Annotated in this window: 27 protein-coding genes and 1 pseudogene; 8 read left to right on the top strand and 20 right to left on the bottom strand. The window is 71.0% G+C overall.

The window, feature by feature from the left end:
* The 3 genes from HH310_RS35440 to HH310_RS35450 form a co-directional block, all read right to left on the bottom strand.
* Positions 1–489, bottom strand: a 489-nt coding sequence (locus tag HH310_RS35440) for a substrate-binding domain-containing protein (protein WP_169180111.1), incomplete at its 3' end; no start/stop codon positions are given.
* Between the two features lie 381 nt (positions 490–870).
* Positions 871–1,359 (bottom strand): Cys-tRNA(Pro) deacylase, encoded by a 489-nt coding sequence (ybaK, locus tag HH310_RS35445; protein WP_169180112.1) that lies wholly within the window; start codon positions 1,357–1,359, stop codon positions 871–873.
* Positions 1,360–1,374: 15 nt separating this feature from the next.
* Entirely contained in the window at positions 1,375–2,550 is a 1,176-nt protein-coding gene (locus tag HH310_RS35450) for a THUMP-like domain-containing protein (RefSeq protein ID WP_169180113.1), read from the bottom strand.
* Positions 2,551–2,797: 247 nt separating this feature from the next.
* Here HH310_RS35450 and groES point away from each other — a divergent pair, with 247 nt between their 5' ends.
* Together groES and groL are read left to right on the top strand one after the other, a co-directional pair.
* Positions 2,798–3,112 (top strand): co-chaperone GroES, encoded by a 315-nt coding sequence (groES, locus tag HH310_RS35455; protein ID WP_082771855.1) that lies wholly within the window; start codon positions 2,798–2,800, stop codon positions 3,110–3,112.
* 71 nt (positions 3,113–3,183) lie between these two features.
* Positions 3,184–4,839 (top strand): chaperonin GroEL, encoded by a 1,656-nt coding sequence (gene groL / locus HH310_RS35460; protein WP_169180114.1) that lies wholly within the window; start codon positions 3,184–3,186, stop codon positions 4,837–4,839.
* A 50-nt stretch (positions 4,840–4,889) separates the two neighbouring features.
* Here the strand turns inward: groL and HH310_RS35465 are convergent, their stop codons facing one another.
* From HH310_RS35465 to HH310_RS35510, 10 genes are all read right to left on the bottom strand, one after another.
* Complete coding sequence (locus HH310_RS35465) at positions 4,890–5,144, bottom strand: hypothetical protein (protein ID WP_169180115.1); 255 nt, start codon at positions 5,142–5,144, stop codon at positions 4,890–4,892.
* Between the two features lie 10 nt (positions 5,145–5,154).
* On the bottom strand, positions 5,155–6,207 hold the full coding sequence (tsaD, locus tag HH310_RS35470) for a tRNA (adenosine(37)-N6)-threonylcarbamoyltransferase complex transferase subunit TsaD (protein ID WP_169180116.1): 1,053 nt from the start codon (positions 6,205–6,207) through the stop codon (positions 5,155–5,157).
* Entirely contained in the window at positions 6,200–6,634 is a 435-nt protein-coding gene (gene rimI, locus HH310_RS35475; protein ID WP_169180117.1) for a ribosomal protein S18-alanine N-acetyltransferase, read from the bottom strand. The genes tsaD and rimI overlap by 8 nt, the downstream gene beginning before the upstream one ends.
* Positions 6,634–7,458, bottom strand: coding sequence for a tRNA (adenosine(37)-N6)-threonylcarbamoyltransferase complex dimerization subunit type 1 TsaB (gene tsaB / locus HH310_RS35480; RefSeq protein ID WP_169180118.1), 825 nt, complete (start codon positions 7,456–7,458; stop codon positions 6,634–6,636). Before tsaB ends, rimI begins: the two co-directional genes overlap by 1 nt.
* A 9-nt stretch (positions 7,459–7,467) precedes the next feature.
* Positions 7,468–8,127, bottom strand: coding sequence for a uracil-DNA glycosylase (gene ung / locus HH310_RS35485; RefSeq protein ID WP_169180206.1), 660 nt, complete (start codon positions 8,125–8,127; stop codon positions 7,468–7,470).
* Between the two features lie 11 nt (positions 8,128–8,138).
* Complete coding sequence (tsaE, locus tag HH310_RS35490; RefSeq protein WP_169180119.1) at positions 8,139–8,606, bottom strand: tRNA (adenosine(37)-N6)-threonylcarbamoyltransferase complex ATPase subunit type 1 TsaE; 468 nt, start codon at positions 8,604–8,606, stop codon at positions 8,139–8,141.
* Positions 8,603–9,679, bottom strand: coding sequence for an alpha/beta fold hydrolase (locus tag HH310_RS35495; RefSeq protein ID WP_169180120.1), 1,077 nt, complete (start codon positions 9,677–9,679; stop codon positions 8,603–8,605). Before HH310_RS35495 ends, tsaE begins: the two co-directional genes overlap by 4 nt.
* Positions 9,676–10,803 (bottom strand): alanine racemase, encoded by a 1,128-nt coding sequence (alr, locus tag HH310_RS35500; RefSeq protein ID WP_169180121.1) that lies wholly within the window; start codon positions 10,801–10,803, stop codon positions 9,676–9,678. Before alr ends, HH310_RS35495 begins: the two co-directional genes overlap by 4 nt.
* 26 nt (positions 10,804–10,829) lie before the next feature.
* Positions 10,830–12,281 carry an NAD(P)H-hydrate dehydratase gene (locus HH310_RS35505; protein WP_169180122.1) on the bottom strand — a complete coding sequence of 484 codons (1,452 nt, stop codon included), beginning with the start codon at positions 12,279–12,281 and terminating at the stop codon, positions 10,830–10,832.
* 84 nt (positions 12,282–12,365) lie between these two features.
* Positions 12,366–12,734: a holo-ACP synthase gene (locus tag HH310_RS35510; RefSeq protein ID WP_169180123.1), complete on the bottom strand. Its 369-nt coding sequence runs from the start codon at positions 12,732–12,734 to the stop codon at positions 12,366–12,368.
* Between the two features lie 168 nt (positions 12,735–12,902).
* Here HH310_RS35510 and HH310_RS35515 point away from each other — a divergent pair, with 168 nt between their 5' ends.
* Both HH310_RS35515 and HH310_RS35520 read left to right on the top strand, forming a co-directional pair.
* Positions 12,903–13,190, top strand: a complete 288-nt coding sequence (locus HH310_RS35515; RefSeq protein ID WP_169180124.1) for a type VII secretion target — start codon at positions 12,903–12,905, stop codon at positions 13,188–13,190.
* Entirely contained in the window at positions 13,187–14,713 is a 1,527-nt protein-coding gene (locus tag HH310_RS35520) for an alpha/beta hydrolase (protein ID WP_169180125.1), read from the top strand. Before HH310_RS35515 ends, HH310_RS35520 begins: the two co-directional genes overlap by 4 nt.
* A 20-nt stretch (positions 14,714–14,733) precedes the next feature.
* On the opposite strand, the gene glmS is transcribed toward HH310_RS35520, so the two are convergent.
* Positions 14,734–16,617 (bottom strand): glutamine--fructose-6-phosphate transaminase (isomerizing), encoded by a 1,884-nt coding sequence (glmS, locus tag HH310_RS35525; RefSeq protein WP_169180126.1) that lies wholly within the window; start codon positions 16,615–16,617, stop codon positions 14,734–14,736.
* A 174-nt stretch (positions 16,618–16,791) separates the two neighbouring features.
* Here glmS and HH310_RS35530 point away from each other — a divergent pair, with 174 nt between their 5' ends.
* Entirely contained in the window at positions 16,792–17,541 is a 750-nt protein-coding gene (locus HH310_RS35530) for an MmpS family transport accessory protein (protein ID WP_169180127.1), read from the top strand.
* A gap of 13 nt (positions 17,542–17,554) precedes the next feature.
* Here the strand turns inward: HH310_RS35530 and HH310_RS35535 are convergent, their stop codons facing one another.
* Positions 17,555–18,787: an RNA-guided endonuclease TnpB family protein gene (locus tag HH310_RS35535; protein WP_169180128.1), complete on the bottom strand. Its 1,233-nt coding sequence runs from the start codon at positions 18,785–18,787 to the stop codon at positions 17,555–17,557.
* A gap of 31 nt (positions 18,788–18,818) precedes the next feature.
* Between HH310_RS35535 and HH310_RS35540 the strand changes: the two genes are divergently transcribed.
* Complete coding sequence (locus HH310_RS35540) at positions 18,819–18,989, top strand: type II toxin-antitoxin system Phd/YefM family antitoxin (protein WP_169180129.1); 171 nt, start codon at positions 18,819–18,821, stop codon at positions 18,987–18,989.
* A gap of 107 nt (positions 18,990–19,096) precedes the next feature.
* Positions 19,097–20,281, top strand: coding sequence for a pyridoxal phosphate-dependent aminotransferase (locus HH310_RS35545; RefSeq protein WP_169180130.1), 1,185 nt, complete (start codon positions 19,097–19,099; stop codon positions 20,279–20,281).
* Positions 20,282–20,388: 107 nt separating this feature from the next.
* On the opposite strand, the gene glmM is transcribed toward HH310_RS35545, so the two are convergent.
* From glmM to rplM, 3 genes are all read right to left on the bottom strand, one after another.
* Positions 20,389–21,738: a phosphoglucosamine mutase gene (gene glmM, locus HH310_RS35550; RefSeq protein ID WP_169180131.1), complete on the bottom strand. Its 1,350-nt coding sequence runs from the start codon at positions 21,736–21,738 to the stop codon at positions 20,389–20,391.
* Positions 21,739–21,875: 137 nt separating this feature from the next.
* Positions 21,876–22,424, bottom strand: coding sequence for a 30S ribosomal protein S9 (rpsI, locus tag HH310_RS35555; protein WP_169180132.1), 549 nt, complete (start codon positions 22,422–22,424; stop codon positions 21,876–21,878).
* Positions 22,425–22,444: 20 nt separating this feature from the next.
* Complete coding sequence (gene rplM / locus HH310_RS35560; protein ID WP_169180133.1) at positions 22,445–22,888, bottom strand: 50S ribosomal protein L13; 444 nt, start codon at positions 22,886–22,888, stop codon at positions 22,445–22,447.
* A 683-nt stretch (positions 22,889–23,571) separates the two neighbouring features.
* Between rplM and HH310_RS35565 the strand changes: the two are divergent.
* Positions 23,572–24,231, top strand: a pseudogene (locus HH310_RS35565) (uroporphyrinogen-III synthase); the annotation flags it as partial.
* Positions 24,232–24,249: 18 nt separating this feature from the next.
* Here the strand turns inward: HH310_RS35565 and HH310_RS35570 are convergent.
* On the bottom strand, positions 24,250–24,870 hold the full coding sequence (locus HH310_RS35570; RefSeq protein ID WP_169180135.1) for an ATP/GTP-binding protein: 621 nt from the start codon (positions 24,868–24,870) through the stop codon (positions 24,250–24,252).
* Positions 24,851–25,213: a DUF742 domain-containing protein gene (locus HH310_RS35575; protein WP_169180136.1), complete on the bottom strand. Its 363-nt coding sequence runs from the start codon at positions 25,211–25,213 to the stop codon at positions 24,851–24,853. Before HH310_RS35575 ends, HH310_RS35570 begins: the two co-directional genes overlap by 20 nt.
* Positions 25,214–25,255 lie beyond the last annotated feature (42 nt).

Below are 25,255 nucleotides of genomic sequence, written 5' to 3' on the forward strand. Positions count from 1 at the left end.
ATCGGTCAGGCACTGCACCAGGCCCTGGCCCTGCAGCTCGCCCACCTTGACGTTGTCGAACGACACATAGTAATCCGCGCCACCGTTGAGGGTGAGGCGGTCGTAGTCGATCGTCGCGATACCAGCCTGCTTGGCCTTGTCGAGCACGGCCTTACCGGAACCCGAGTCCAGGTTCACGATGATCAGGACCTTCACACCGCTCGAGATCATGCCATCGGCGATGGTCTGGAACGTGGTCCTGTCGCCCTGCGCGTTCTGAATGTCGACCGGTACACCGGCCGCGTCGAACGCCGCCTTGAGGTAGGTCGGGTCGAAGGTGCTCCAGCGCTGCGAGCTCTTCGTGTCGGGAAGAATGACACCGACCTTGCCGGCAGCGGCCGAGCCACCGCCGCTGCTGCCGGAGCCGGAGCCGCTGTCGTCACCACAAGCGGCCAGGCCGGTGGTGGCAAGCAAGCCGGCGGCGGCAAGGGCGAACAGTCCCTTACGCATTCCTAGTGTCCTTTCGGGTAAAACCGGGCCTTCGATGAGGTTCGATGGAGTGTCATGTCGGGAGTGTCACAGCTCCCGAAACTCCCAAGATCAGTCTGTCTAGTTTGTTGTGCCCGGCAACGTATTCCCGTTGCGGGCAGGAGCACAAGCGGTGATGCCTGGCGATCTCGTAACGGGGCATAACAATCCGGCAACACAGCGGAGATACGGACACAGAGTCCCTGGCGAAGGCCCGGCACCCGCCCCGACCGTTCGCTTTGTTCGCATCACTAGGTGACGCTAAGTCACACCCATGCCCGATCTCGACCGTTCTCGTGAGAAACATCCTCTCATTCCGTAACGTTGTCGTAACGGCCATAGCGTCGCGTGTGCGATTGGGTGCTATGTCCGGATCAACGCGGTCGAGGCGTCGGTCAGCCGGATGAGGTCGGCCGGTGCCAGTGAGATTTGCAATCCCCGGCGCCCGGCCGAGATGAACATGTGACCGAGGCCGGACGCCGAGACGTCCACCACAGTCGGCAGCCGCTTACGTTGGCCGAGCGGGCTGATCCCGCCGCGCACGTAACCGCTACTGCGCTCGGCCGCGGAGCGTTCCGCCAGGACAGCGTGCTTGCCGCCGGCCGCGCGCGCGAGTGCTTTGAGATCCAGCTCACCGGTCACCGGCACGACGGCGACCGCGAGGCGCCCGTCGACGTCCGCGATCAGAGTCTTGAAGACCTGTTCGGCAGGGACACCCAGGGCGGCGGCAACAAGTGCGCCGTAGTTGGGGGCATCGGGGGAGACGTCGTAGGGGTGCAGGCCGAAGGCCACCTTCTCCGCGGTGAGCAGCACCGTAGCCGGAGTTCCGGTGGAAGCCTTCTTGGCAGCCATGAGGCGGATGTTAACTCAGCGACAAAGAATGACCACGGGAGCGTCCAGGACCCTGGTGAGTACTATTGACGCCCCTTCCGGTCCGGAGAGTCGTAGCTGGCGGCGGAGCTGATCCGGTTCGAGCGCCGACCCCCGTTTGCGGATCTCCAGCCGGCCCACGCCGCGCTCACGCAGCAGCGCTCGCAGGCGCTTCAGCGAGAACGGCATGACGTCGGTGATCTCCAACCTTCTCCCGTACGGCGTGGCCAGCGGCTCGTCCGTGTAGACGTAGGCGATGTCCGGGTCGGCGAGCCGGCCGCCGATGCTCGCCGCGAACTCGGCGACCAGGTGTGCCCGAACGACCGCGGGATCGGGGTCGTACAGGAAGCGCCCGACCGGGCCGACCGGCGCTTTCGCGTCGCCGCTGCCGGTCAGCACGCTCGCGCCCGTTTCGCCGGGCAGCAGCGTGGCGCGGCGCGGGACCTCGGCGAGCGGGCCGCACCAGAAGGCCGCCTCGACCAGGTCGCCGCCGACGCTCACCCACTCCCCCTCGGCGCCGGGCGGCAGCAGGTCGTGGTCGATTCCGGGCGCGAGCTTCAGCACCGTCCGGGGCACCCGGCCGGCCAGTCCGGCCACGAAATCCCACGGCGGCGAGTACGACTTCGGATCGAAGACGCGGCCGCCCCCGGCCCGGCGACGGGCCGGATCGGCGAACACCGCGTCGAAATCCTCGACACGGACCGTGGTGGCGTCCACGCACTCGACCCGGACCAGGTCACTCAGGCCCGCTGCCACGACGTTCGCCGCGGCCACTTCGGCGGTCACCGGGTCGGCGTCCACGGCGTACACGGAAATGCCCGCCCGAGCCGCGGCCAGCGCGTCCGAGCCCACGCCGCACCCCAGATCCGCCATGGTCCGCACCCCGGCGGCGGCGAGCCGGGCCGCGCGCCGATCCGCCACCACCGCCCGCGTCGCCTGCTCCAGACCGGCCCGGGTGAAGAACATCGAGGTCGCCGCCGGGCCGAACTTCGCGACCGCGCGGCGCCGCAGATCGACCTGGGTCAACGCCGCGGACGCCAGGTCGGCGGGCACCCCACGGGCACGTAGGGTGGCGGCTGCGACCAGCGGATCGGCGCCCGCCACCTCGGTCGCCGCGGCCAACGCCGTCACCCCTTCGGGCGTACGCAAGAGGGCTGGTGAGACGGTATGCACGCAGGCATTCTCCCGGGGTTGTCGCCGGTGTGGCGATACTGGCACTCTGGTTGACGGAGTGCTAGTTCCGGCCTAATCTCCGATTAGCACTCTCAACATGAGGGTGCCAGCCGAGCGCCCATCCGGGCGCGCGGTTAGGCACCAGGCGGACCGGCACCCGCGACGACGGCCCCGCCCGGTGGCATGAGGCAATTGAGCCGGCTCATTTGGCCGAGCCATGGCCGGCGAGACCAGTACCCAGGAGGGTATGCCCGTGACTACCGCGACCAAGGTTGCGATCAAGCCGCTCGAGGACCGCATCGTGGTCCAGGCGAACGAGGCTGAGACCACCACGGCGTCGGGCATCGTGATTCCCGACACCGCCAAGGAGAAGCCGCAGGAGGGCACCGTCCTCGCTGTGGGCCCGGGCCGCATCGACGACAAGGGCAACCGGATCCCGGTTGACGTCAAGGTCGGCGAGACGGTCCTCTACTCGAAGTACGGCGGCACCGAGGTCAAGTACGCCGGCGAGGAGTACCTGGTGCTCTCCGCCCGCGACGTCCTCGCGGTCATCGAGAAGTGACCTACTGACAGTGCTGACCGCCCTGGCCCACCTCGTTGGGCCAGGGCGTTGGTGCGTGAAGGGACCTACAAATGGCGAAGATTCTCAGCTTCTCTGACGACGCCCGGCACCAGTTGGAGCACGGCGTCAACACGCTCGCCGACACGGTCAAGGTCACTCTCGGCCCGCGCGGCCGCAACGTCGTCCTGGACAAGAAGTTCGGCGCGCCCACGATCACCAACGACGGCGTCACCATCGCCAAGGAGATCGAGCTCACCGACCCGTACCAGAACCTCGGTGCCCAGCTGGTCAAGGAGGTGGCGACGAAGACCAACGACGTCGCCGGCGACGGGACCACCACGGCGACCGTGCTCGCCCAGGCGCTCGTCCGCGAGGGTCTGCGCAACGTGACGGCGGGCGCCAGCCCGACCTCGCTCAAGCGGGGCATGGACAAGGCGGCCGAGGCCGTGTCCGAGGCGCTGCTGGCGAAGGCGGTCGAGGTCGCCGACCACAAGGCGATCGCGAACGTCGCCACCATCTCGGCCCAGGACTCCACCATCGGCGAGCTCATCGCCGAGGCGATGGACCGGGTCGGCCGCGACGGCGTCATCACCGTCGAGGACGGGTCGGCGATGCTGACCGAGCTCGAGGTCACCGAGGGTCTTCAGTTCGACAAGGGCTTCATCTCCCCGAACTTCGTGACCGACGCCGAGTCGCAGGAAGCGGTCCTCGAGGACGCGTACATCCTGATCACCACCCAGAAGATCGCCAGCATCGAGGAGATGCTGCCGCTTCTGGAGAAGGTGCTGCAGGCCGGTAAGCCGCTGCTCATCATCGCCGAGGACGTCGAGGGCCAGGCCCTGTCCACGCTGGTGGTGAACGCGATCCGCAAGACCTTCAAGGTCGCCGCGGTGAAGGCGCCCGGTTTCGGTGACCGTCGCAAGGCGATGCTGCAGGACATGGCGATCGCCACCGGCGGCGAGCTGATCGCGCCCGAGCTGGGCTACAAGCTGGACCAGGTCACCCTCGACATGCTGGGCACCGCCCGCCGTGTCGTGGTCGACAAGGAGAACACCACCGTCGTCGACGGCGGCGGCAAGTCGTCCGAGGTCACCGACCGGGTCTCGCAGATCCGCAAGGAGATCGAGGCGTCCGACTCCGACTGGGACCGCGAGAAGCTGCAGGAGCGCTTGGCGAAGCTCTCCGGCGGCATCGCGGTGATCAAGGTCGGCGGCGCCACCGAGGTCGAGATGAAGGAGCGCAAGCACCGCATCGAAGACGCGATCTCGGCGACGAAGGCCGCGGTCGAGGAGGGCACCGTCCCCGGCGGCGGCGCCGCCCTCGCCCAGGTGGTCTCGTCGCTCGACGGCGACCTCGGCCTGACCGGCGAGGAGGCGATCGGCGTCGGCATCGTCCGCAAGGCGCTGGTGGAGCCGCTGCGCTGGATCGCCCAGAACGCCGGCCACGACGGCTACGTCGTGGTGGGCAAGGTCGGCGAGCTGGGCTGGGGCCACGGCCTCAACGCGGCCACCGACGAGTACGTCGACCTGGCCGCCGCCGGCATCCTCGACCCGGTGAAGGTGACCCGCAACGCGGTCTCCAACGCCGTCTCGATCGCCGGCCTGCTGCTGACCACGGAAAGCCTCGTGGTCGAGAAGCCGGCGGAGCCGGAGCCGGCCGCCGCGGGCGGCCACGGCCACAGCCACGGCCCGGGTGGCCACAGCCACCAGCACGGCCCGGGCTTCTGACCGGTTGCTCGTTTGATGAAGGGCGCGCCCGCGGGCGCGCCCTTCATGCTTTACCTGTCGACTTGCGCGAAGTCCCAGATGTGCGGTGAGCGGGCCACCAGACCGGGCGGCGGCGCCGACAGGCTTTCCGGGTTGTTACGCCACTTCGAGATGACCACGATGCGGTTGTCGGTGGACGAGAAGACCTCGCTGGACACGTGCTGCGGCAACTGTTCGAGCCGGGGCACGGCCACGTCGCAGACCCAGCTCAGCAGCTTGTCGAAGCCACTGGTCGAGGCCCGCACCTCCCACATTCTCGCGATCATGTCAGGCTTCCTACCCCGCCACACTGACTTCGGTCAACGGCATCGCGGAATCGGCGGGCAGATCGAGACGACTGGGCGCGACGCCGGCCGCGACGAGCCGGGACCCGAGCGCGGCCACCATCGCGCCGTTGTCGGTGCACAGTTGAGGGCGGGGGACGCGTACCCGGATGCCTTTCTTCTCGGCCCGCGCGGTGACCATGGCACGCAGCCGGGAGTTGGCCGCGACGCCGCCGCCGATGACGAGCGTCTCGACCTCGTTGAACAGGCACGCGTCGATCGCCTTGGTGGTGAGCACGTCGCACACCGCCTCCTGGAAGCTGGCCGAGACGTCGGCCACCGGCACCGGCGTACCGTCGCGCTCGGTCGCCTCCACGAAGCGCGCCACCGCCGTCTTCAGCCCCGAGAAGGAGAAGTCGAAACGGTGCGCGGCCAGGTCTTTCGGGGCGGTCAGGCCGCGCGGGAAGGCGATCGAGCCAGCGTCGCCGTCGCGCGCCGTACGGTCGATGATCGGTCCGCCCGGGAAGCCGAGGCCGAGCAGGCGGGCGACCTTGTCGAAGGCTTCGCCGGCCGCGTCGTCGATGGTCGCGCCGAGCGGCGTGACGCCGTTGGTGAGGTCGTCGACCAGCAGCAACGACGAATGGCCGCCGGAGACCAGCATGGCGACCGCGGGCTCGGGCAGCGGGCCGTGCTCCAATGTGTCCACCGCCACGTGCGCGGCCAGGTGGTTCACGCCGTAGATCGGCTTGTCCGCGGCGAGGGCGTACCCCTTGGCCGCGGCGACCCCGACGAGCAGCGCGCCGGCCAGCCCCGGCCCGCTGGTCACGGCGATCGCGTCGACGTCGGCGAGGGTCACCTTCGCCTCGTCGAGGGCCCGTTGCATGGTCGGGACGATGGCTTCCAGGTGGGCCCGGCTCGCCACCTCCGGCACCACGCCACCGAATCGTGCGTGCTGCTCCACACTGGACGCCAGTGCGTCCGCGAGCAGGGTGTGACCTCGTACGATGCCGACGCCGGTCTCGTCGCAGGAGGTCTCGATCCCGAGGACCAGGGGTTCGTCAGGCATTGCGCATCATCACCAGGGCATCGGTGTTGCTCGGTTGGTAGTAGCCGCGCCGGATCCCGACGGGCTCGAAATCATAGGTGGCGTAGAGCCGCTGGGCGGGCGCGTTGTCGACGGCCACCTCGAGCAGGGTCTGCTTGATTCCCCGCCGGTCGGCCTCGGCGAGCAGCGCCTCCAGCAGCGAACGCCCGATCCCGCGGCGTTGCGCGTCGCGGCGCACCCCGATGTTCTGCACCCAGGCCTCGTCGGGGCTCACCGCGAGCCCCGCGTACCCCAGCACGGCCTCGCCGTCGCTCGCCACCACGTAGAAGTGCCGCTGCGCCAGCTCGTTCCAGAACATCGCGGGCGACCACATCTCGTTGCCGAACAGGTCCTGCTCGATCCGCAGCACCTCGGCGATGTGCCACCAGCGGAACCGTCCGAGCTCCATCAGGTCAGCACCGGCTTGCGAGCGGCCGGTTCGACGGCGTCCGGCCGGCGCAGATAGAGCGGCGTGAGCTGTTCGCCGGGCTCGCCGGCCCGGATCCGGTCGGCCGCGAGGGCCACCAGGGCGGCCGGCGGCGGGTACAGCAGGTGCTCCTCGACCGGCAGCCGGAAGATCTCACCATATTTCAGTACGCCCTCACCGGCGCCCCGATGCAGCTTCCCTTTCTCGTGCGACAGGGTCTCGTCGGGGCGCAGGCGGCTGGTCGCCTCGGCGCGGGCGATCGCCGCCGCCTCGCGGGCGCCCTCCGCACCGGCGAGAGCGGTGGCCGCCTCGATGATCTCCGACTCGCCGACGACCTCCGGCCGCCGGGTGCGGGCCGCGATGATCGACGCCACGTCGGCCGGGCGGGCGACCTCGGGGCCGAACGTCCGGACACCGTCCTCGTAGGTCGCGAAGTAGACCTCGCGGCGCCGCGCGTCGGTGGCGACCAGGACGAGACCCGGTCCGGCGGCTCGCCCGAGCGCGTCGAGCGAGCACACCCCGTACGTCGGGATGCCCAAGGCCTGTCCCATGCTGGCCGCCGTGGCCAGACCGACCCGCAGCCCGGTGAACGGGCCCGGCCCGGTCCCGGCCACGATCGCGCCGAGGTCACCCGCACCGACGCCGGCCTCGGCCAGCACCTCCGCGATCTCCGGGGCCAGTGTCTCGCCGTGCGCGCGCGGATCGACGGCACGCCGCTCCACGACGCCCTCCATCCAGTCAGAGGTGACCTTCACGAGGGCGACCGACGATGCCGGCGTGGCGGTGTCCAGGGCGAGTACGAGCACGGACCGACCCTAACGCGGGTCCCAGTCGATGACCTGCAGACCCCCGTCGGCGAGCGCCTTGTTCGCTGCGCTGAACGGGCGGGTGCCGCGGAAGCCCTTCGGGTTCATCGGGCTCGGGTGTCCCGCCTCCAGCACCGCGTGGACCGGGTTGGTGATCAGCTCGACTTTTTTACGCGCGTAGCCGCCCCACAGCAGGAACACGACGCGCTGGTCGCGGGCGTTGAGGGCGCGGATCGTGGCGTCGGTGAAGGCCTCCCAGCCCTTCCCGCCGTGCGACGCGGCGGCGCCGGCCCGGACGGTGAGCACCGCGTTGAGCAGCAGCACGCCCTGACGCGCCCAGCCGGTGAGATCGCCGCTGGCCGGCGGGGCGATACCGACGTCCTCGGCCAGTTCCTTGAACACGTTGCGCAGCGACGGCGGGATCCGGACGCCCTCGCGGACGCTGAAGCTCAGCCCGTGCGCCTGGCCGGCACCGTGGTACGGGTCCTGTCCGAGGATCAACACGCGGGTCTGGTCGGGCGCGCACAGCCGGTACGCCGCGAACAGGTCCTCGATCGGCGGGTAGATCGTGTGCGCCGCGTATTCGCTCGCCACGAACTCTCCCAGCGCCGCCGTGTCCTTCTCGTCCAGGAAGGGGGCGAGCTGGGCCCGCCACTGAGCCGGCAGCATCTCGGGCAGGTTCACTCCGGTGTCCTCTCGTCAAGCTGCTTGACGCGGGCCGCCCAGTCCCCGCCATGCGGGATCAACTCGGCCACGCGGGTGTCGTCGTCCAGGCGGTCGAGGCGAACCTGGAGATATTCGTCGTTGAGCTGCTCGACCAGCCCTTCCCCCCACTCGACAACGGTCACCGCGTCGTCCGCGGAGGCGTCCAGGTCGAGATCGTCTATCTCGGCGCGCGGGTCCGGCCGATCACCGAGCCGGTACGCGTCCGCGTGCACCAAAGGCGTGCGCCCGCGGTGCAGCCGGGCGATCACGAAGGTCGGCGAGGTGATCGCACCCACCACCTCGAGCCCGGCCCCGATGCCCTGGACCAGCGCGGTCTTGCCGGCGCCCAGCGGACCGGTCAGCACCACCAGGTCGCCGGCGCGCAGGATCCCGGCCAGCCGGGAGCCGAACGCCCGGGTGTCCTCGACGGTCCGCAGTTTCACGAGATCTTCTCCAGGAACGGGAGCAGCACCGCGTTCACCTCGTCGGCCTTCTCCAGCATCACGACGTGCCCACTGTTGTCGATCTTCACGAGCTCGGCCTCCGGGAGGTACTTGAGAATCTCCTCCGAATGGGTGACCGGCGTCAGTAAGTCCTTGGTGCCGACGATGACCAGCACCGGGACGCCGCGCAGCACCGACAACGCCGGGATGCCGTTGTGGCGGTAGAGCGTGGTCAGATATTTCGCGAGCGTCTCCACCGACGTCTTGGAGTTCATGCTCTCCACGAAGCTGACCAGCGACGGGCTGGGCCTGGGATCGCCGAAGCCGTACCGCCGGGTCAGTAACCAGGCCAGGTCCGACGACGCGACCCGGGCCTTGTCGATCGCGCCGCCGCCGAGGCCGGCCGCCTTGCCCCAGAGCGGGAAGAACGGCGCCGAGGCCCGCGCGACCAGCGACGGCACACCCAGTTTGGTGGTGTCGATCAGACCGGCGGAGGTGGAGATGAAGACCACGCCGGTGACGCGGTTACCGAACCATTCCGGGTACTGCTCGGCGAACGCCATGATCGTCATGCCGCCCATCGAGTGCCCGACCAGGATGATGTGGCCGTCCGGGACGGTGGCGTCGAGGACCGTGCCGAGCGACTTGCCGAGTGCGGCGATGTCGTAGTCCCCGGACTTGAGCTTGCTGGACTGCCCGTGGCCGGGTTGGTCGTAGAGGACGAGCCGGTGGTCGCCGCGCTCGGTGAGCGCCTTGCGCTGGAAGTAGAACGTGCCCATGTCCAGGGCGAAACCGTGCACGAACACGATCGTGGGCTTCGTCGTCGGTGCGCTGGGCTCGACGATCTCGACGTGCAGGTCGGTCCCGTCCGCGGCGGTGACCGTCAGTTCGTGGTCGCGTGGCTGGTCGGCGAAGGGCTCGTCGACATACGGGTCGCCGGGCGCGTTGACCGATCGGCGGACGAGAGCGCGCTCGACCGCGAACGCGGTGGCGACCCCGGCCGCGACGACACCGACGGCCGCGCCGACGATACCGACCTGTTTGGCCCGCTTTTTCGGGAGACGTGGACTCATGGCACCACCCCGGCCGTGCCGTCGTAGACCCGCGGGACCCGGGTGCTGCCGAACCGGGTCACGATCTCGTAGTTGATCGTGTCGATGGCGTCGGCCCAGTCGTCGGCCGTCGGAGCGCCGTCGTCCCCGGCGCCGAAGAGCGTGGCGATGTCGCCGGCGGCCACCGGATCGTCCGCCACGTCGATCACGATCTGGTCCATGCAGACGCGTCCGGCGATAGTCCGGCGCTTGCCGCCGAGCAGCAGCGGGCCCACGTTGGACGCGTGCCGCGGCACCCCGTCCGCGTACCCGAGCGGCACCAGCGCCAGCGTGGTCTCGGTCGGCGTGACATACGTGTGCCCGTACGAGACACCCTGACCGGCCGCCACCCGCTTGGTCAGCGACACCCGGGCCCGGGCGGTCATCGCGGGGCGCAGCCCGAACGTGGTGCCGGCGACCGGGGAGAGGCCGTAGACCGCGATCCCCGGGCGCACCAGGTCGTAGTGGGCGTCGGGCCGGGTCAGCGTGGCCGCCGAGTTGGCGATGTGCCGATAGCGCGGGCTGATCCCGAACCGCTCCGCGACCGCGAGACCGTCCGCGAACACGGCCAGTTGGTGGTCGATCGTGGCGTGGCCGGGCTCGTCCGCGTACACGAAGTGGCTCCACACGCCGATCACGTCGATCTCGCCCTCGGCCTGCGCCTTCGCCGCGGCCTCCAGCAGGGACGGCCAGTCGGCCGGGGTGGCGCCGCCGCGGGACAGCCCGGTGTCGAGCTTGAGGTGCACGCGCGCGGTCCGGCCGGCCCGGTGTGCCGCCCCGACCAATTCGCCGAGCAGTCCGACACTGCCCGCGCTGATGTCGAGGTCGGCCTCAACCCCCCGCTCCAGCGGGAGCCCGGGCGAGTGCAGCCAGGTCAGGACGGGCGCGCTGAGGCCGGCCCGGCGCAGTTCCAGCCCTTCCTCCAGGGTGGCGACGCCGAGCCAGGTCGCGCCGCCGGCTAAGGCCGCGCGGGCGGACGGGAGCATGCCGTGCCCGTACCCGTCGCCCTTCACCACCGCCATGACCTCGGCGGTCGTGCCGGCCCGCAGGAGCGCGACGTTGTCGCGAATCGCGTCCAGGTCGATTCTGACCTCGGCCTGCCACATGACGGTCAGCCTACGTTCAGCCGGGCTCAGCCGAGCAGGTCGGCCAGCACCGGGCGCAGCGACTCGGCAACATCCACCGAGGTCACCGGCCCGGACTCGGCCGCCCGCCGACCGGCGAGACCGTGCACGTACGCCGCGGCGACCGCGGCCCGCTCCGGCCGCAGACCGCCCGCGAGCAGCGAACCGAGCAGTCCCGCGAGCACGTCACCGCTGCCCGCGGTGGCGAGCGCCGGGCTGCCGGTGGGATTGGCCCAGACCTCGCCCGCGGGGGTGGCCACGATCGTCCGGTCGCCCTTGAGCAGGATCACCGCGTTCGTCCAGGCGGCGAGCTTGCAGGCGGCGGCCGCACGGTCGGCGCCGGGCGCCTCCCCGGCGAGCCGTTTGAACTCGCCGTCGTGCGGGGTCAGCACCACCGGAGCGTCACGGCGCAGATCCTCGGCGTGCTTGCCGTCCACCAGCAGGGTGATGGCGTCGGCGTCGAGCACCACCGGTAACGACGTTGCCAGCACGCTGCGCAGGGTCGTCCGCGACTCCTCGTCGGTGCCCAGCCCGGAGCCGCACAGCCAGGCCTGCACCCGCCCGGCGTCACCGATCTTGGGAACCGCGACCACCGACGGATGCACCATCACCACGTCGTGGTGCGCCGACCCCGCGTACCGCACCATCCCGGCCGGGCCGGCCTGGGCGCCGGTCACCGAGAGCAGAGCCGCCCCGGGATAGGTCGCCGAGCCGGTGGCGATGCCGACCACGCCGCGGCTGTATTTGTCCGACGCCGCGCCCGGCCGCGGCCACCAGCCCACGATGTCCTCGGCGTCCGGTACCCGGATCGCCGGGTCGGCGCGCAGCACCGGCCCGAGCCCGATGTCGACCAGCTCGACATGGCCCGCTCGCGCCGCGGCCGGGCCCACGACGTGGGCCGGTTTGAGGCAGCCGAAGGTCACCGTCACGTCGGCGGTGACCGCCTCGCCCGGGACGTCGCCGGAGTCGACCGCGACGCCGCTGGCGACGTCCACGGCGACGACCGGCGGACGGGTGCCCGCTCGCGAGCGCAGGTCACCCAGCCGGGACACCAGGGCCGCGGCCGGCGGGCGAAGACCCCCGCTGGCCCCGATCCCGACGATGCCGTCGAGCACGAGATCGGCCCGTCCGGGCAGCTCACCGACGGTGAAGCCACCCGCCTGGCGCAGCGCGGCCAGGCCCGCGAGGTGGACCCGCTCCGGGCTCAGCAGCAGGGCCCGCACCTGGGCGCCGCGCCGGGCCAGCGCGGCGCCGGCGTACAGCGTGTCGCCGCCGTTGTCGCCGCTGCCCACCAGCAGCACCACCCGCGAGCCGTACACCCCGCCGGTGTCGTCGAGCAGCAGGGCACACCGCCGGGCCAGGCCGGCCGCCGCCCGCTGCATCAGGGTGCCGTCGGGCAGCCTCGCCATCAGGGTCTGCTCCGCGGCGCGGACGTCCGCCACTCGCCATGCCTGCCGCATATGTCCCTCCAGCCGTTCGTCGCCGCCGTTCGTGATGCCCCGGATTTCTAGGCCATGGGTACGACATTTTTGCGTCGTGCCTGGTCAGGACTCCGCGACGACCATCGCCGAGGCGATTCCCCCATCGTGCGAGAGCGAGAGATGCCATCGGTTGACGCCTCGCTCGGCGGCAACCGCGGCGACCGTACCGGAGACCGTCAGCCACGGCCGCCCGTCCGGGTCCGCGACGATCTCGCAGTCGTGCCAGCGCAACCCGGCCGGGGCGCCCAGGGCCTTCGCCACCGCCTCCTTGGCCGCGAACCGGGCGGCCAGCGACTCGGCGGCGCGCGGGTTGCCGGACGGGGTCAGCCGCTCACCCTCGGTGAAGAGCCGATCGGCCAGCAACGGAGTGCGTTCGAGGGCTCGGGCGAACCGTTCCACCAGGACCACATCGATGCCGACAGCCACGATCACCGCCTCACCATATCGGTGCGACACGTGATGACAGACCGCGGCGCCTTTCACAAGCCCTGTGGACAACCCTCCCGTACGCCCAGGGCCCGCCGTCCACAACCGCACCAATCGGCCGCCGCGAACCCCTAACGTCGGCGCATCCCGTTCCCCCGGCCAGGAGGTTGCCCGATGAACCCCGATCTCGAAGTCGACACCGGCGAGCTGCGTCGCACCGCTTCCGAGGTGTCCGCCACCGCGGCCCGGGTCACCGCCGCCACCGCCGGGGAGCCGCCGCGGGAGACCGTCCCGCGTTGGGTGACCAGCGACGCGGCAACGCTGGCCGCCGACGCCGCCCGCCGGCATCTGGCCCAGCTCGGCACCGAGATCGACGAGACGGCACGGCGGATCAGTGCCGCCGCCGAGGAGTATGAGCGGGCCGACGCCCGCGCCGCCACCCGCCTGCGGCTCACCCGATGAGTGCCGTCTACGCCCGTCTGCGGGTCACCGATCCGGGCCGCTGGCGCGCGCTCGCCGTCGCGTGGCGGCGCTGGGCCGCGCTCGCGGACCGGCTCGCCGCCGAGTTCGCGCCGCACCTGGCCGGGCTGGGCGCGGCCTGGTCCGGCACGGCCGCGACCGCGGCGGCCGGTCGCCTCACCGTGCTGCGCCGCCGGCTGGTCCGGTTCCGGCTGCTTTGCTGGCGGGCCGATCAGCTGGCCAGCGAGTTCGCGGCGGCCCTGGAACGGGCCCGGGCGCTGCTGCGCCGGGCCCTGGGCGCCGGCCTCGCGATCGACGACGGCGGCGTCCCCCGGGGCGTCGTCCGGCCGCCGGGCGCCATCGCCGATCTGTCCGCCGCCCTCGCGGTGGCCGAGCGGGCCGACGACGTCACGGCCGCCGGGCTCGATCAGCTCCTGGCCCGGATCCACGACACGGCCGAGCGGCCCGCGCCGGAGTCGCCCGGCTGCGACGCCTCGCCGGCCGAGGTCCGGCGCTGGTGGTCCGGGCTCGATCCGGGCGAGCGCGAGTGGCTGCTGACCGTCGAGCCGCAGTGGATCGGGGCGCTCGACGGGGTCCCGGCCGCCGATCGCGACATGGCGAACCGGCTGGTGCTCGCCGACCGGCGCGCCGAGCTCGACCGGCTGATCGCGGCGTCCGGCGGCCGCGAGCGTGCCCGGTTGCGCGGACTGCGGGACGGGCTCGACGCGCTGGGCGACCGACTGGCCACCGGGGACGGGCCTCGGGCGTACCTGATGCGCCTGGACCTGAGAGACGAGGGCCGTGTCGTGGTGGCGGTCGGCGACCCGGACCGCGCCGCGACCGTGCTCACCCACGTGCCCGGCATGACCGCCGGCCTGGCCACGTTCGGCGGCGAGCTGTCCCGGGCCGAGCGGGTGGGTGAACGTGCCACCGAGATCGCTCCGGCCGCGGCGACGAGCGCGGTGCTCTGGCTCGACTACGACGCGCCCGATTTCCTCGACGAGGCGGCGACCGCGCGCCGGGCCGAGGCCGGCGCGCCCGCGCTGCGGCGATTCCAAGAGGGACTACGGGCCACGCACGACGACCCGACCGGCCGGCAGACCGTGCTGGGCCACAGCTACGGGTCACTGCTGGTGGGCAAGGCGGCCGCCACGCCGGGGCTGGCCGCCGACGACGTCGTCTTCGTCGGGTCGCCCGGGGTGGGGGTCGAATCGGTCCGCGACCTGGCGATCCCGGCCGCGCACGTGTGGTCGTCGACCGCCCGCGGCGACGTCATACAGCACCTGGCGGAGACACCCGGCGCCCTGGCCCGCGACCTCGCGTTCTCGGCGGCGATCCCGGGGGCCGGCGCGGCGTTCGCCTTCGGCCGGCCGGCGGACGATCTGTGGTTCGGGCACAACCCGAGCGACCCGGCGTTCGGGGCCCGGGTCTTCGCGAGCCAGGCGGGCGGCGGTCACTCCGGTTACTGGGATCGCGGCCGCCCGGCGCTGGACGCACTCGCCGCCATCACGCTAGGAGCGGCGTGATGGCGGCGGGGTGGATCAGATCACTCGACGGTGACCGACTTCGCCAGGTTGCGCGGCTGGTCCACGTCGTGGCCGCGGGCCGTCGCGATCTCGCACGCCAGGATCTGCAGTGGCACGGTGGTCATCAGCGGGGCGAGCAGCGTGGGCGTCTGCGGCACCGGGATCAGGTGGTCGGCGTAGGCGGCGAGGCCGTCGTCGCCCTCCTCGGCGATCACGATCGTCTTGGCGCCACGGGCGCGCACCTCCTGGATGTTGGAGACCACCTTGTCGCGCATGACGCCGCGCCCGGCCGGCGACGGCACCACGCAGATGACCGCCGTGCCCTCGTCGATCAGCGCGATCGGGCCGTGCTTGAGCTCGCCGGCCGCGAAGCCCTCCGCGTGCATGTAGGCGAGCTCCTTGAGCTTCAGCGCGCCTTCCAGGGCCACCGGGAAGCCGACGTGCCGGCCGATGAACAGAATGGTCTGCGCGGACTTCAGCTCGCGCGCGAGCGCCCGCACCTCCTCCATGCGGTCCAGCAGGGTGGTCAGACTGTCCGGGGTGTCCCGCAGCTTGTGCACGACGGCCGCGACCTCGTCGGCGTACATCACGCCACGCACCTGAGCGAGGTGCAGCCCGATCAGGTAGCACGCGACGAGCTGGGTGAGGAACGCCTTGGTCGAGGCGACCGCGATCTCCGGCCCGCCGTGCGTGTAGAGCACCGCGTCCGACTCGCGCGGGATGGTCGAGCCGTTGGTGTTGCAGATGGCCAGCACCCGGGCCTTCTGCTCCTTGGCGTGCCGCAGCGCCATCAGCGTGTCCATCGTCTCGCCGGACTGGCTGATCACGATGACCAGGGTGGACCGGTCGAGGATCGGGTCCCGGTACCGGAACTCGCTGGCCAGCTCCACCTCGACCGGGATGCGCACCCAGTGCTCGATGGCGTACTTGGCGACCATCCCGGCGTGGTAGGAGGTGCCGCACGCGATGATGAACACCTTGTCGACGTCGCGCAGGTCCTGATCGGTCAGGCGCACCTCGTCGAGGACGATGTCGCCGCGGTCGGAGAGCCGGCCCAGCAGAGTGTCCGCGATGGCCTGCGGCTGCTCGGCGATCTCCTTGAGCATGAAGTAGTCGTAGCCGCCCTTCTCGGCGGCGGACGCGTCCCAGTCGATGTGGTAGGACTTGCCCTCCGCCGGCTCCCCGTCGAAGCCGGTGATCTCGATGGCCTCCGGGGTGATCAGCACGACCTGGTCCTGCCCCAGCTCGATCGCCTCGCGCGTGTGCTCGATGAACGCGGAGACGTCGCTCGCGAGGAAGTTCTCGCCCGCACCGCGGCCCACCACCAGCGGCGAGTTGCGCCGGGCCGCCACCACCGCGCCGGGCACCCGTGCGTCGGTGGCGAGCAGGGTGAACGCGCCCTCGAGCCGGCGCACCGTGCGCCGCATGCCCTCGGCCAGCAGCTCCGGCGTGTCCGCCATGCCCGACTCGCGCAGCGAGCGCACCTCGGCGGCGAGCAGATGCGCCGCGCACTCGGTGTCGGTGTCGCTGACGAACTCGACGCCGGTGGCCTCGAGCTCGGCGCGCAGCCGGGCGAAGTTCTCGATGATGCCGTTGTGAATGACGGCGACCTTGCCGTCCGCGGACAGGTGCGGGTGGGCGTTGCGGTCGGTCGGCCCGCCATGGGTCGCCCACCGGGTGTGCCCGATCGCCGTCGTACCGGTGGCGATCGGATCACCGGTCCGCTCGGCCAGAGCCTTCTCCAGATTGGCCAGCTTGCCGGCCTTTTTCTCGGTCAGGACCGTGTCCGAATCGACGACGGCGACGCCCGCGGAGTCATACCCGCGGTACTCCAGCCGACGCAAGCCGTCGAGGACGATGCTGAGCGCCGGACGACCGCCGACGTACCCCACGATGCCACACATGTCCGGCAGCCTATCCGAACACCGCTCACCGGTCATGCTCGAGAAGCACGCTTTCGAGCAACCGATCTGCGCAAAACTAACCGGAAAAACGCTGTACCGCCGACGAACGGCTGGCCGGGGAGGCGTACTGTCGGCTATCACGCCGCCACCCAAGCGCACGCATCGGGAGTGACGTTGAGCAACTTTCCTCAGCCCGGCGACCAGCACCCGGACCGCGATCCGGCGGCGCCGTATTCGCCCGGCCAGGCACCGGTCCCGGAGCGCGGCGGCGAGTATCCGCCGACCAGCGAGTTCCCCGCTACACCCCCACCCGACCAGGTGAATTACGCGCCGCCGGGTTATCCGCCCGACTACGGACCGGGCTACCCGCCACCCCAGGGGCCGCCGCCGCCCCCGGCGCCCCCGCGCAAGAGCAGCATCCCGATCATCGCGGTCATCGTGGCGGTGTCACTGCTGCTCTGTGGCGGCCTCGTGACGGCGTCCGTCCTCGCCGTGCGCAACGTGACCGACCGGGCCAAGGAGGCTTCCAACCCGTTCGACAACCTGCCCACCCAGGCCCCCGACCTGCCCGGCCTGCCGACCAACATCCCGGACGTGCCCGGCCTGCCCACCGGCCTGCCGACCGGGGCCGGTCGGACGGTCACGGTGACGTACGAGGTCAGCGGCGACGGGACGGCCGAGATCCTGTATCTGACGAAGCTGGGCGAGCGGCCCAAGGTGGCCGAGAACGCGTCGCTACCGTGGCGGTTCAGCGCCGACGTGCAGACGCCGGTCCTGGTCTCGGTCACGGCCACCCGGACGGGCACGTCGCAGGGCTCGATCAGCTGCCGCACCCTGGTGGACGGCAAAGAGGTCAAGAAGAACACCTCCGGCCCCGGGAGCATCGGCGTCACGGCCGTCTGCGCGCATCTGACCCTTGATTGACATCCTCTCCGCCCTAAAGGACGGAGATTCCCTCCACGCTGCGCGTGGACCGCGCGGCGTCCGGGTGGGTTACCGCTTCGCCGCGCGGTGCCGGGACGAGTCCCGGTCTTACCTGCGCTCCACGGTCGTTGAAGTCCGCCTGCCCGGCGGCCTTGATGTTGATGGCGGCGTTGACGTCCCGGTCGTGGGCTGCTCCGCAGGAGCAGTTCCACGCTCGGACGTTGAGCGCGATCTCGTCGTTTATGCGGCCGCAGTCGGAGCACATCCGAGTGGACGGGAAGAACCGATCCACTCGGCCGAATGCCCTGCCGTAGCGGGCGGCCTTGTACTCCAACATGGCGGTGAAGCTCGCCCAGCCCGCATCGTGCACGGGCTTCGCGAGCCGGGTCCGGCCGAGACCGACCACGCACAGGTCCTCAACATAGATCGCTTGGTTCTCGCGGATCAATGTCGTGGACAGTTTGTGCTGCCAGTCGCGCCGGGTGTCGGCCACCCGGGCATGCGCCCGAGCGACCTTGACTACGGCCTTCTTGCGGTTGTTGCTGCCCCGCTGCTTGCGCGACAAGCCCTGTTGCAGCCGCTTGAGCTTGCGGGCCGCACGGCGCAGGAACTTAGGCGCGGCGACCTTCGTGCCGTCCGAGAGCACCGCGAAGTGAGTCAGGCCCAGGTCGATCCCGATCTCGGACTCGGCCGGCGGGAACGCCTCGTCCTGGCTGGTCCGCACGACGAACGAGGCGAAGTACCGCCCGGCCGCATCCCGGATGATCGCCACGGACGACGGGTCCGACGGCAACGTCCGGGACCAGCGGATCGCCAGGTCGCCGATCTTCGGCAACCTGAGCCGGCCGCTGTCGAGAACCTTGAACCGGGAGTTCTTCGTGAACCGGATCGCCTGCCGGTTGTCCTTGCGCGACCGGAACCGCGGCGGGGCCAGCTTGCGGCCCTTGCGCTTGCCCGAGATCGAGGCGAAGAAGTTGCGGTACGCGCTGTTCAGGTCCGCCAGGGCCTGCTGCAACACCACGCTGGAGACCTCGCCCAGCCACGCGCGGGCCTCGGTCGCCTTGGCCTGGGTGATGACCTGCTTGGACAGTTCGGCATCCGAGATGTACTTCTGGCCCGCATCTCGGGCCTGCTGACGCAGGCGCAGCCCGTCGTTGAACACCACCCGCGCACACCCGAACGCCCGCGCCAGCTCGACCTGCTGGCCGGGCGTCGGATAGACGCGGAACTGGTAACGAAGCTGCACCTACACAGGGTACACAAGGTACCGTGTGGAGATGGACGACACGCAGACCATCGGCGCCCGCGAAGCCCGGCCCGAACTCGGCAAACTGATCGACGCCGCACACTACGGCGGCCAGCACACAGTCATCACGAAGGCCGGGCAACCGCGTGCCGTGCTCGTGCCCTACGAGTGGTGGAGCCAGCAGCGCACCGACCAGGCCTAAGGCACGCTCGGGCCTGGCGGCCCTCCCGCGCGGGCCTTCACCCCCGGCCTGAAGGCCGGAGCACTGGCCCGCATTCCGGTAGCGTCGAGAACGGAGAGGGCACGCCCGTGACGAGCGATCCCCTGGTCGAACGCATGCGTCCGTTCGGCACCACGATCTTCACCGAGATGTCCGCGCTCGCCGTCCGCACCGGCTCGATCAACCTGGGCCAGGGCTTCCCGGACACGGACGGGCCGCCCGAGATGCTCGCGGCCGCCGGCGAGGCCTTACGCGGCGGCGCCAACCAATATCCGCCGCTGCCCGGGATCCCCGCGCTGCGCGCCGCGATCACCGCACACGAGCAGCGCTTCTGGGGGCTGACCCGAGATCCGGACACCGAGGTGGTGGTGACCGCCGGCGCGACCGAGGCGGTGGCGGCCGCGATGCTGGCGCTGTGCGAGCCGGGTGACGAGGTCGTGTGCTTCGAGCCGTACTACGACTCGTACGCGGCGTCGATCACGCTGGCCGGTGCCGTGCGGCGCCCGGTGACGCTGCGGCCCGGGCCCGGCGGGCGGTACGAGTTCGACGAGGGCGAGCTACGGGCCGCGTTCGGGCCGCGCACCAGGCTGGTGCTGCTCAACTCGCCGCACAATCCGACCGGCAAGGTCTTCACCACGGCCGAGCTCACGCTCATCGCCGAGTTATGCCAGGAGTTCACCGCGTACGCCGTGACCGATGAGGTCTACGAGCATCTGGTGTTCACCGACGCGGCCGAGCCGCACGTTCCGCTCGCCGGGCTGCCCGGCATGCGCGAGCGCACGCTGCGCATCTCGTCGGCGGGCAAGACGTTCTCGTGCACCGGCTGGAAGGTCGGCTGGGCGACCGGGCCGGCGCCGCTGGTGTCCGCGGTGCAGCGGGTCAAGCAGTTCCTGACGTTCGTGAACGCTAGCCCGCTGCAACCGGCCGTCGCGGTCGCGCTGGGGCTGCCGGACGGATACTTCGAGCGGTTCCGCGCCGATCTCCAGGGCCGCCGGGACCGGCTGGTGTCCGGGCTGGTCGAGGCGGGGTTCGAGGTGCTGCCGTCCGAAGGGACATATTTCGTGACGGCGGACATAACGCCCCTTGGTGGGACGGACGGCGCCGAGTTCTGCCGGGCCCTGCCGGCGCGGTGCGGGGTGGTCGCGGTGCCGACGCAGGTCTTCTACGACAACCGGGAGGCGGGGCGGCATTTGATCCGCTTCGCGTTCTGCAAGCGGGAGGAGGTCATCGACGACGCGGCCCAGCGCCTCGCGAAGCTGAGCCGCCCCGCCTGAACGGCGGGGCGGCAAACCGGCTGAGCCTGCGGCAACCGGGCTGAGCGTGCGGCAACCGGCTGAGCGGGCGGCGAGCCCGGCTCGGCGCGGCAACGGCGGCAACCGGGTCAGGCGGGGCTGGCCGCGCTCACCTGGGCGGCGATCCGCTCGGCGACGGCGCGTGCCTGGTCCTCGGTCGCGGCCTCGACCATGACCCGGACCAGGGGCTCGGTGCCGGACGGGCGGAGCAGCACCCGGCCGGTCTCGCCCAGCTCACCCTCGGCCGCGGCGACGGCGCCCAGCACGCCCGGGGCCGTCGCGCCGGCCTGGCGGTCGTCGACGCGTACGTTGATCAGGACCTGGGGGAGCTTGAGCACCACGGCGGCCAGGTCGGCCAGCGACTTGCCGGTCGCGGCCAGCTGGGCCATCAGGTGCAGGCCGGTGAGGACGCCGTCGCCCGTGGTCGCGAACGCGGGCATCACGATGTGGCCGCTCTGCTCGCCGCCCAGGGCCAGGCTGCCGGCGTTGAGCTCCTCCAGCACGTACCGGTCGCCGACCTTGGCCTCGATCAGCTTGATGCCGGACTGCTTCATCGCGATGCGCAGGCCCAGATTGCTCATCACGGTCGCGACCAGCGTGTTCCCGGTCAGCGTGCCGGCGTCGCGCATCGCCAGGGCCAGGATCGCCATGATCTGGTCGCCGTCGACGATCTCGCCGGATGCGGTCACGGCCAGGCAGCGGTCGGCGTCGCCGTCGTGCGCGATGCCCAGGTCCGCGCCGTGCTCGAGCACCGCGTCGCGCACCTTCTCGATGTGCGTCGAGCCGCATTCGTCGTTGATGTTGTAGCCGTCCGGCTCCGCGTGGATCGCGATGACCTCGGCGCCGGCCTCCCGGTACGCCACCGGAGCGACCTCGCTGGCCGCCCCGTTCGCGCAGTCGACCACGACCTTGATGCCCTCGAGCCGGTGCGGCGTCGCCTCGACCAGGTGCTTCACGTAGTAGTCGGCGCCGTCGATCAGGTCGTTGACCCGGCCGATCTGGGCGCCGGTGGGCCGCCCGATCAGCCCGTGCCCGTCCGCGACCGCCTTCTCGATGCGCTCCTCGAGCTCGTCCGGCAGCTTCGTCCCGCCGGCCGCGAACAGCTTGATCCCGTTGTCCGGCATCGGATTGTGCGAGGCCGAGAGCATCACGCCCAGGTCCGCATTGGTCTGACCGACCAGGTACGCCACGGCCGGCGTGGGCAGCACCCCGACGCGTACGACGTTGGCTCCCGCGCTGGTCAGACCCGCGACCACGGCCGATTCGAGCATCTCGCCGCTGGCCCTGGGGTCTCGCCCGACGATGGCGAGCGGCTGGTGGCTGCCGTCGCTCTCGACCAGAACCCGGGCCGCGGCGACCGCGACCGACAGGGCCAGTTCCGGGGTGAGATCGCCGTTAGCGAGCCCGCGTACGCCGTCGGTGCCGAACAGTCGCCCCATGGCGGCTTCCTTTCACCGGCCCGCCCGCTCGACGGCCCGGATGCGTTGAGGAATGGGGAGGAAAACGCAAAAACGGCCGGGCCCGGCCCTCCATCCGGAGGAACGAAACCCGGCCGCCTGTTAGACGAGGCGCAAAATCAGCGCTTCGAGTACTGCGGAGCCTTACGGGCCTTCTTCAGACCGTACTTCTTGCTTTCCTTCACGCGGGCGTCTCGCGTAAGGAAGCCGGCCTTCTTCAGGGCGGGACGGTCGTCGGGGTCGCTCGTGATAAGGGCCCGGGCGATGCCCAGGCGCAGCGCGCCGGCCTGACCGGTGATGCCGCCACCACGCAGGTTGGCGATCACATCGAACGCCTCACCCTTCTCGGTGGTGGTCAGCGGCTCGCGGATGAGCTGCTGGTGCACCTTGCTCGGGAAGTAGTTCTCGAGGTCACGGCCGTTGCAGATGATCTTGCCGGTGCCGGGGACGAGCCGGACCCGGACGATGGCCTCCTTGCGGCGGCCGACGGTCTGGATGGGACGGCCACCCGGGCGCACCGTGCGGACCGGAGCCGGCGCCGGCGTCTCGACCACGACGGTCTCGGCGGGCGTCTCGACCGCGGGGGTCTCGGCGGGCGTCTCAGCGGACGCCTCGACGACGGCCTCAGCGGGCGCCTCGACGACCTCGGGCTCGATGATGTCGGACATGCTGCTGCCTTCTCCCGCGCTCACTGCGCGATCTGGGTGATTTCGAACGGCTTCGGCTGCTGCGCGGCGTGCGGGTGCTCGGCACCCGGGTAGACCTTCAGCTTCTTGATGATCTGCCGCGCCAGCTTGTTGTGCGGGAGCATGCCCTTGACGGCCAGCTCGATCGCCTTCTCGGGGCGCTTGGTCAGCAGCTCTTCGTACCCGACCTGCTTGAGGCCGCCCGGGTAACCCGAGTGGCGGTAGGCGACCTTGGTCTGCCGCTTGTTACCGGTCAGCGCCACCTTGCCGGCGTTGATGATCACCACGTAGTCGCCGGTGTCGACGTGCGGCGCGAACGTCGGCTTGTGCTTGCCACGCAGGAGGGTCGCGGTGTGGGTTGCCAGGCGGCCCAGGACGACGTCAGAAGCGTCGATAATGTGCCACTGACGCTCGATCTCACCCGGCTTCGGGCTGTACGTACGCACAGAATTACCTTGTCTCGTCGTCGGTCTGGGAGCGCGCGCTGGTCGCCGCGCTGACTCTGAGTGAGAGCGCGAACGTCAAGCGTACCCGAGGAGGAACGCTCGCAGCTGTCGCACAACAGCAGGCAACAATACCTGGCCGCGCGGCGCGGGGTCAAAACGGCGGCAGTCTCACCAAGGTGACTCACGCAGGTGTCGCACGAAGGCCCGGCGGGACTGTCAAAGATATGCGAAACCAGCATACCCGCCCCACCGACGCGCCCCACCGCGGGATCCGGGGCCACGCCGTTCGACGCCTCTTAGCAGGGATGCCTCTTAGCAGGCTCGAAACAAACGGGACGTGCGACCGAAATTCCGGCACGGCACCCTTGTCGCATGGCTGATGGTGCGGACGTGCGAGCGCGACGCACTATGGGTGAGCCACCGCCGGGGCTGAGGACGGACCTGACGGCGGCCGCCGGACCGGTTTACCGGTTCGGCGCGGAGGAGTCGCGGCGTGCACCGGCCGGAGGTATGGCGGAGAACGCAGGCGTGACATGGGAGCGGGTCGACGCTGAGGACGGCGATCTCCGAGCGTGCCCTTCGGTGGACCGGCCGGTCACGCCGCGACTTCTCAACTTCGCAGCCGTCGAAACCCTCGAAGCCGGATGACCCAGCCGCTGTCCGGCTACACCGTCGGCGTCGCCGGCGACCGCCGCGGCGATGACCTTCCAGCCCTGCTCGAGGCCCGTGGCGCCCGCGTGGTGATCGCTCCGACCGCGATCCGGCGGCCCGTCAACGCGTACCGCTGGGTGTCCCCGGCCGATCTCGCGCCGCTGCACCGCCTGATCGACCTGATCATCGGCCGCCTGGTGGACGCCGTCACCTTCGCCGCGGCCGCCGACGTGCATGCCCTGCTCACGACCGCCGCGCCCCAGGACGACGCGATCCTCGACGCACTGGGCGCCGACGTTCTGGCCGTCTGCGTGGGCCGGCGCACCGCGGCCCCGCTGCGCAAACACGGCGTCCCGGCGCTGGTTCCGACCCGGAACGCCGTGGTCGAGGCTCTGGTCGGCGAGTTGCCCCGGCGGGCCCTGTCGCTCGAGGTCGCGGGCCACTCGCTGACGTTACGAGGGCACGCCGCGGTTCTGGACGGCGAGATCCACCTGCTCGCACCGGCCCCGATGGCCGTCCTGCGCACCCTGGCCACCACGCCCGGGAGCGTGCTGTCCCGGGCCGTGCTGCAGCGCGCCCTGCCCAGGGGCGGCGACGAGCACACCGTGGAGATGGCCGTCGCCCGCCTGCGCGCGGCCATCCCCGGGGTGGTACAGACCGTGGTGCGGCGCGGCTACCGGCTGGCCGCCTGAAAGCCGCGGAAACCCGCCTCAGCCGACGGTCGCCGGGAACCCGCCCGTCTGCTCGGCCACCAGCGTCGCCATCGCGTGCTCCACCACCGCGACCAGGACCTGCTTGACCGAATCGCGGACCCGGGCGTCGCACATGACCAGCGGTACGTGCGCCGGGATGGCCAGTGCCTCACGCACCTCGTCCGGCTCGTACCGCGGCGCGCCGTCGAAGCAGTTGAGCGCCACCAGGTACGGCAGGTGGCGGTTCTCGAAGTAGTCCAGCGGCGCGAACGCGTCCGCGATCCGACGCGTGTCGACCATGACCGCGGCCCCGACCGCGCCCCGGATGAGCTCGTCCCACATGAACCAGAAACGTGTCTGGCCGGGCGTTCCGAACAGGTAGAGGATCAGGTCGTCGGCCATCGTGATGCGGCCGAAGTCCATCGCTACCGTCGTGGTCCCTTTGCCGGGCACCTTGGACGCGTCGTCGATTCCCTCACCCAACGAGGTCATCACGGCCTCGGTGGTCAGCGGCTCGATCTCGGAGACCGATCCCACGAGCGTCGTCTTGCCGACGCCGAAGCCGCCGGCGATCACGATTTTCGCGGAGGTGATCTCCTTGGGTTGCGCCCCCGCCCGCTCAGAGCTTGCGAAGTCCACCTAACACCCTCTCCAGCAGATCCATCCGCTCCTTGAACCCCGTCTTGGGAGCGGCGCTGTGCAGCGACAGCAGTCCATCGGCGACCATGTCCGCGACGAGTACCCGGGACACCCCCAGCGGCTGCCGGAGATGGGCCGACAGCTCGGCCAGGGACTGCGGTTTGGCCTCGCACAGCACGGCGATGCGGTATTTGTCATGCCCGGCGAAGCGGGCTTCTTGCAGCGCTGCCTGGCTGGCGACCAGCACCGCTTCGATCGGAATGTCGCGGCGTGGCTCGGTCCGGCCGCGGGTGACCGCGTACGGGCGAACGAGGTTGCCCCGCGGTTCCTCTGGCTGTGCCATCCGCGATCACCCCCTCCCGGCGGGCCGGCGCTCGACTCGCCG

It is taken from the genome of Actinoplanes sp. TBRC 11911 (assembly GCF_012933445.1).
In the GTDB taxonomy this organism is placed as follows: Bacteria; Actinomycetota; Actinomycetes; order Mycobacteriales; family Micromonosporaceae; genus Actinoplanes.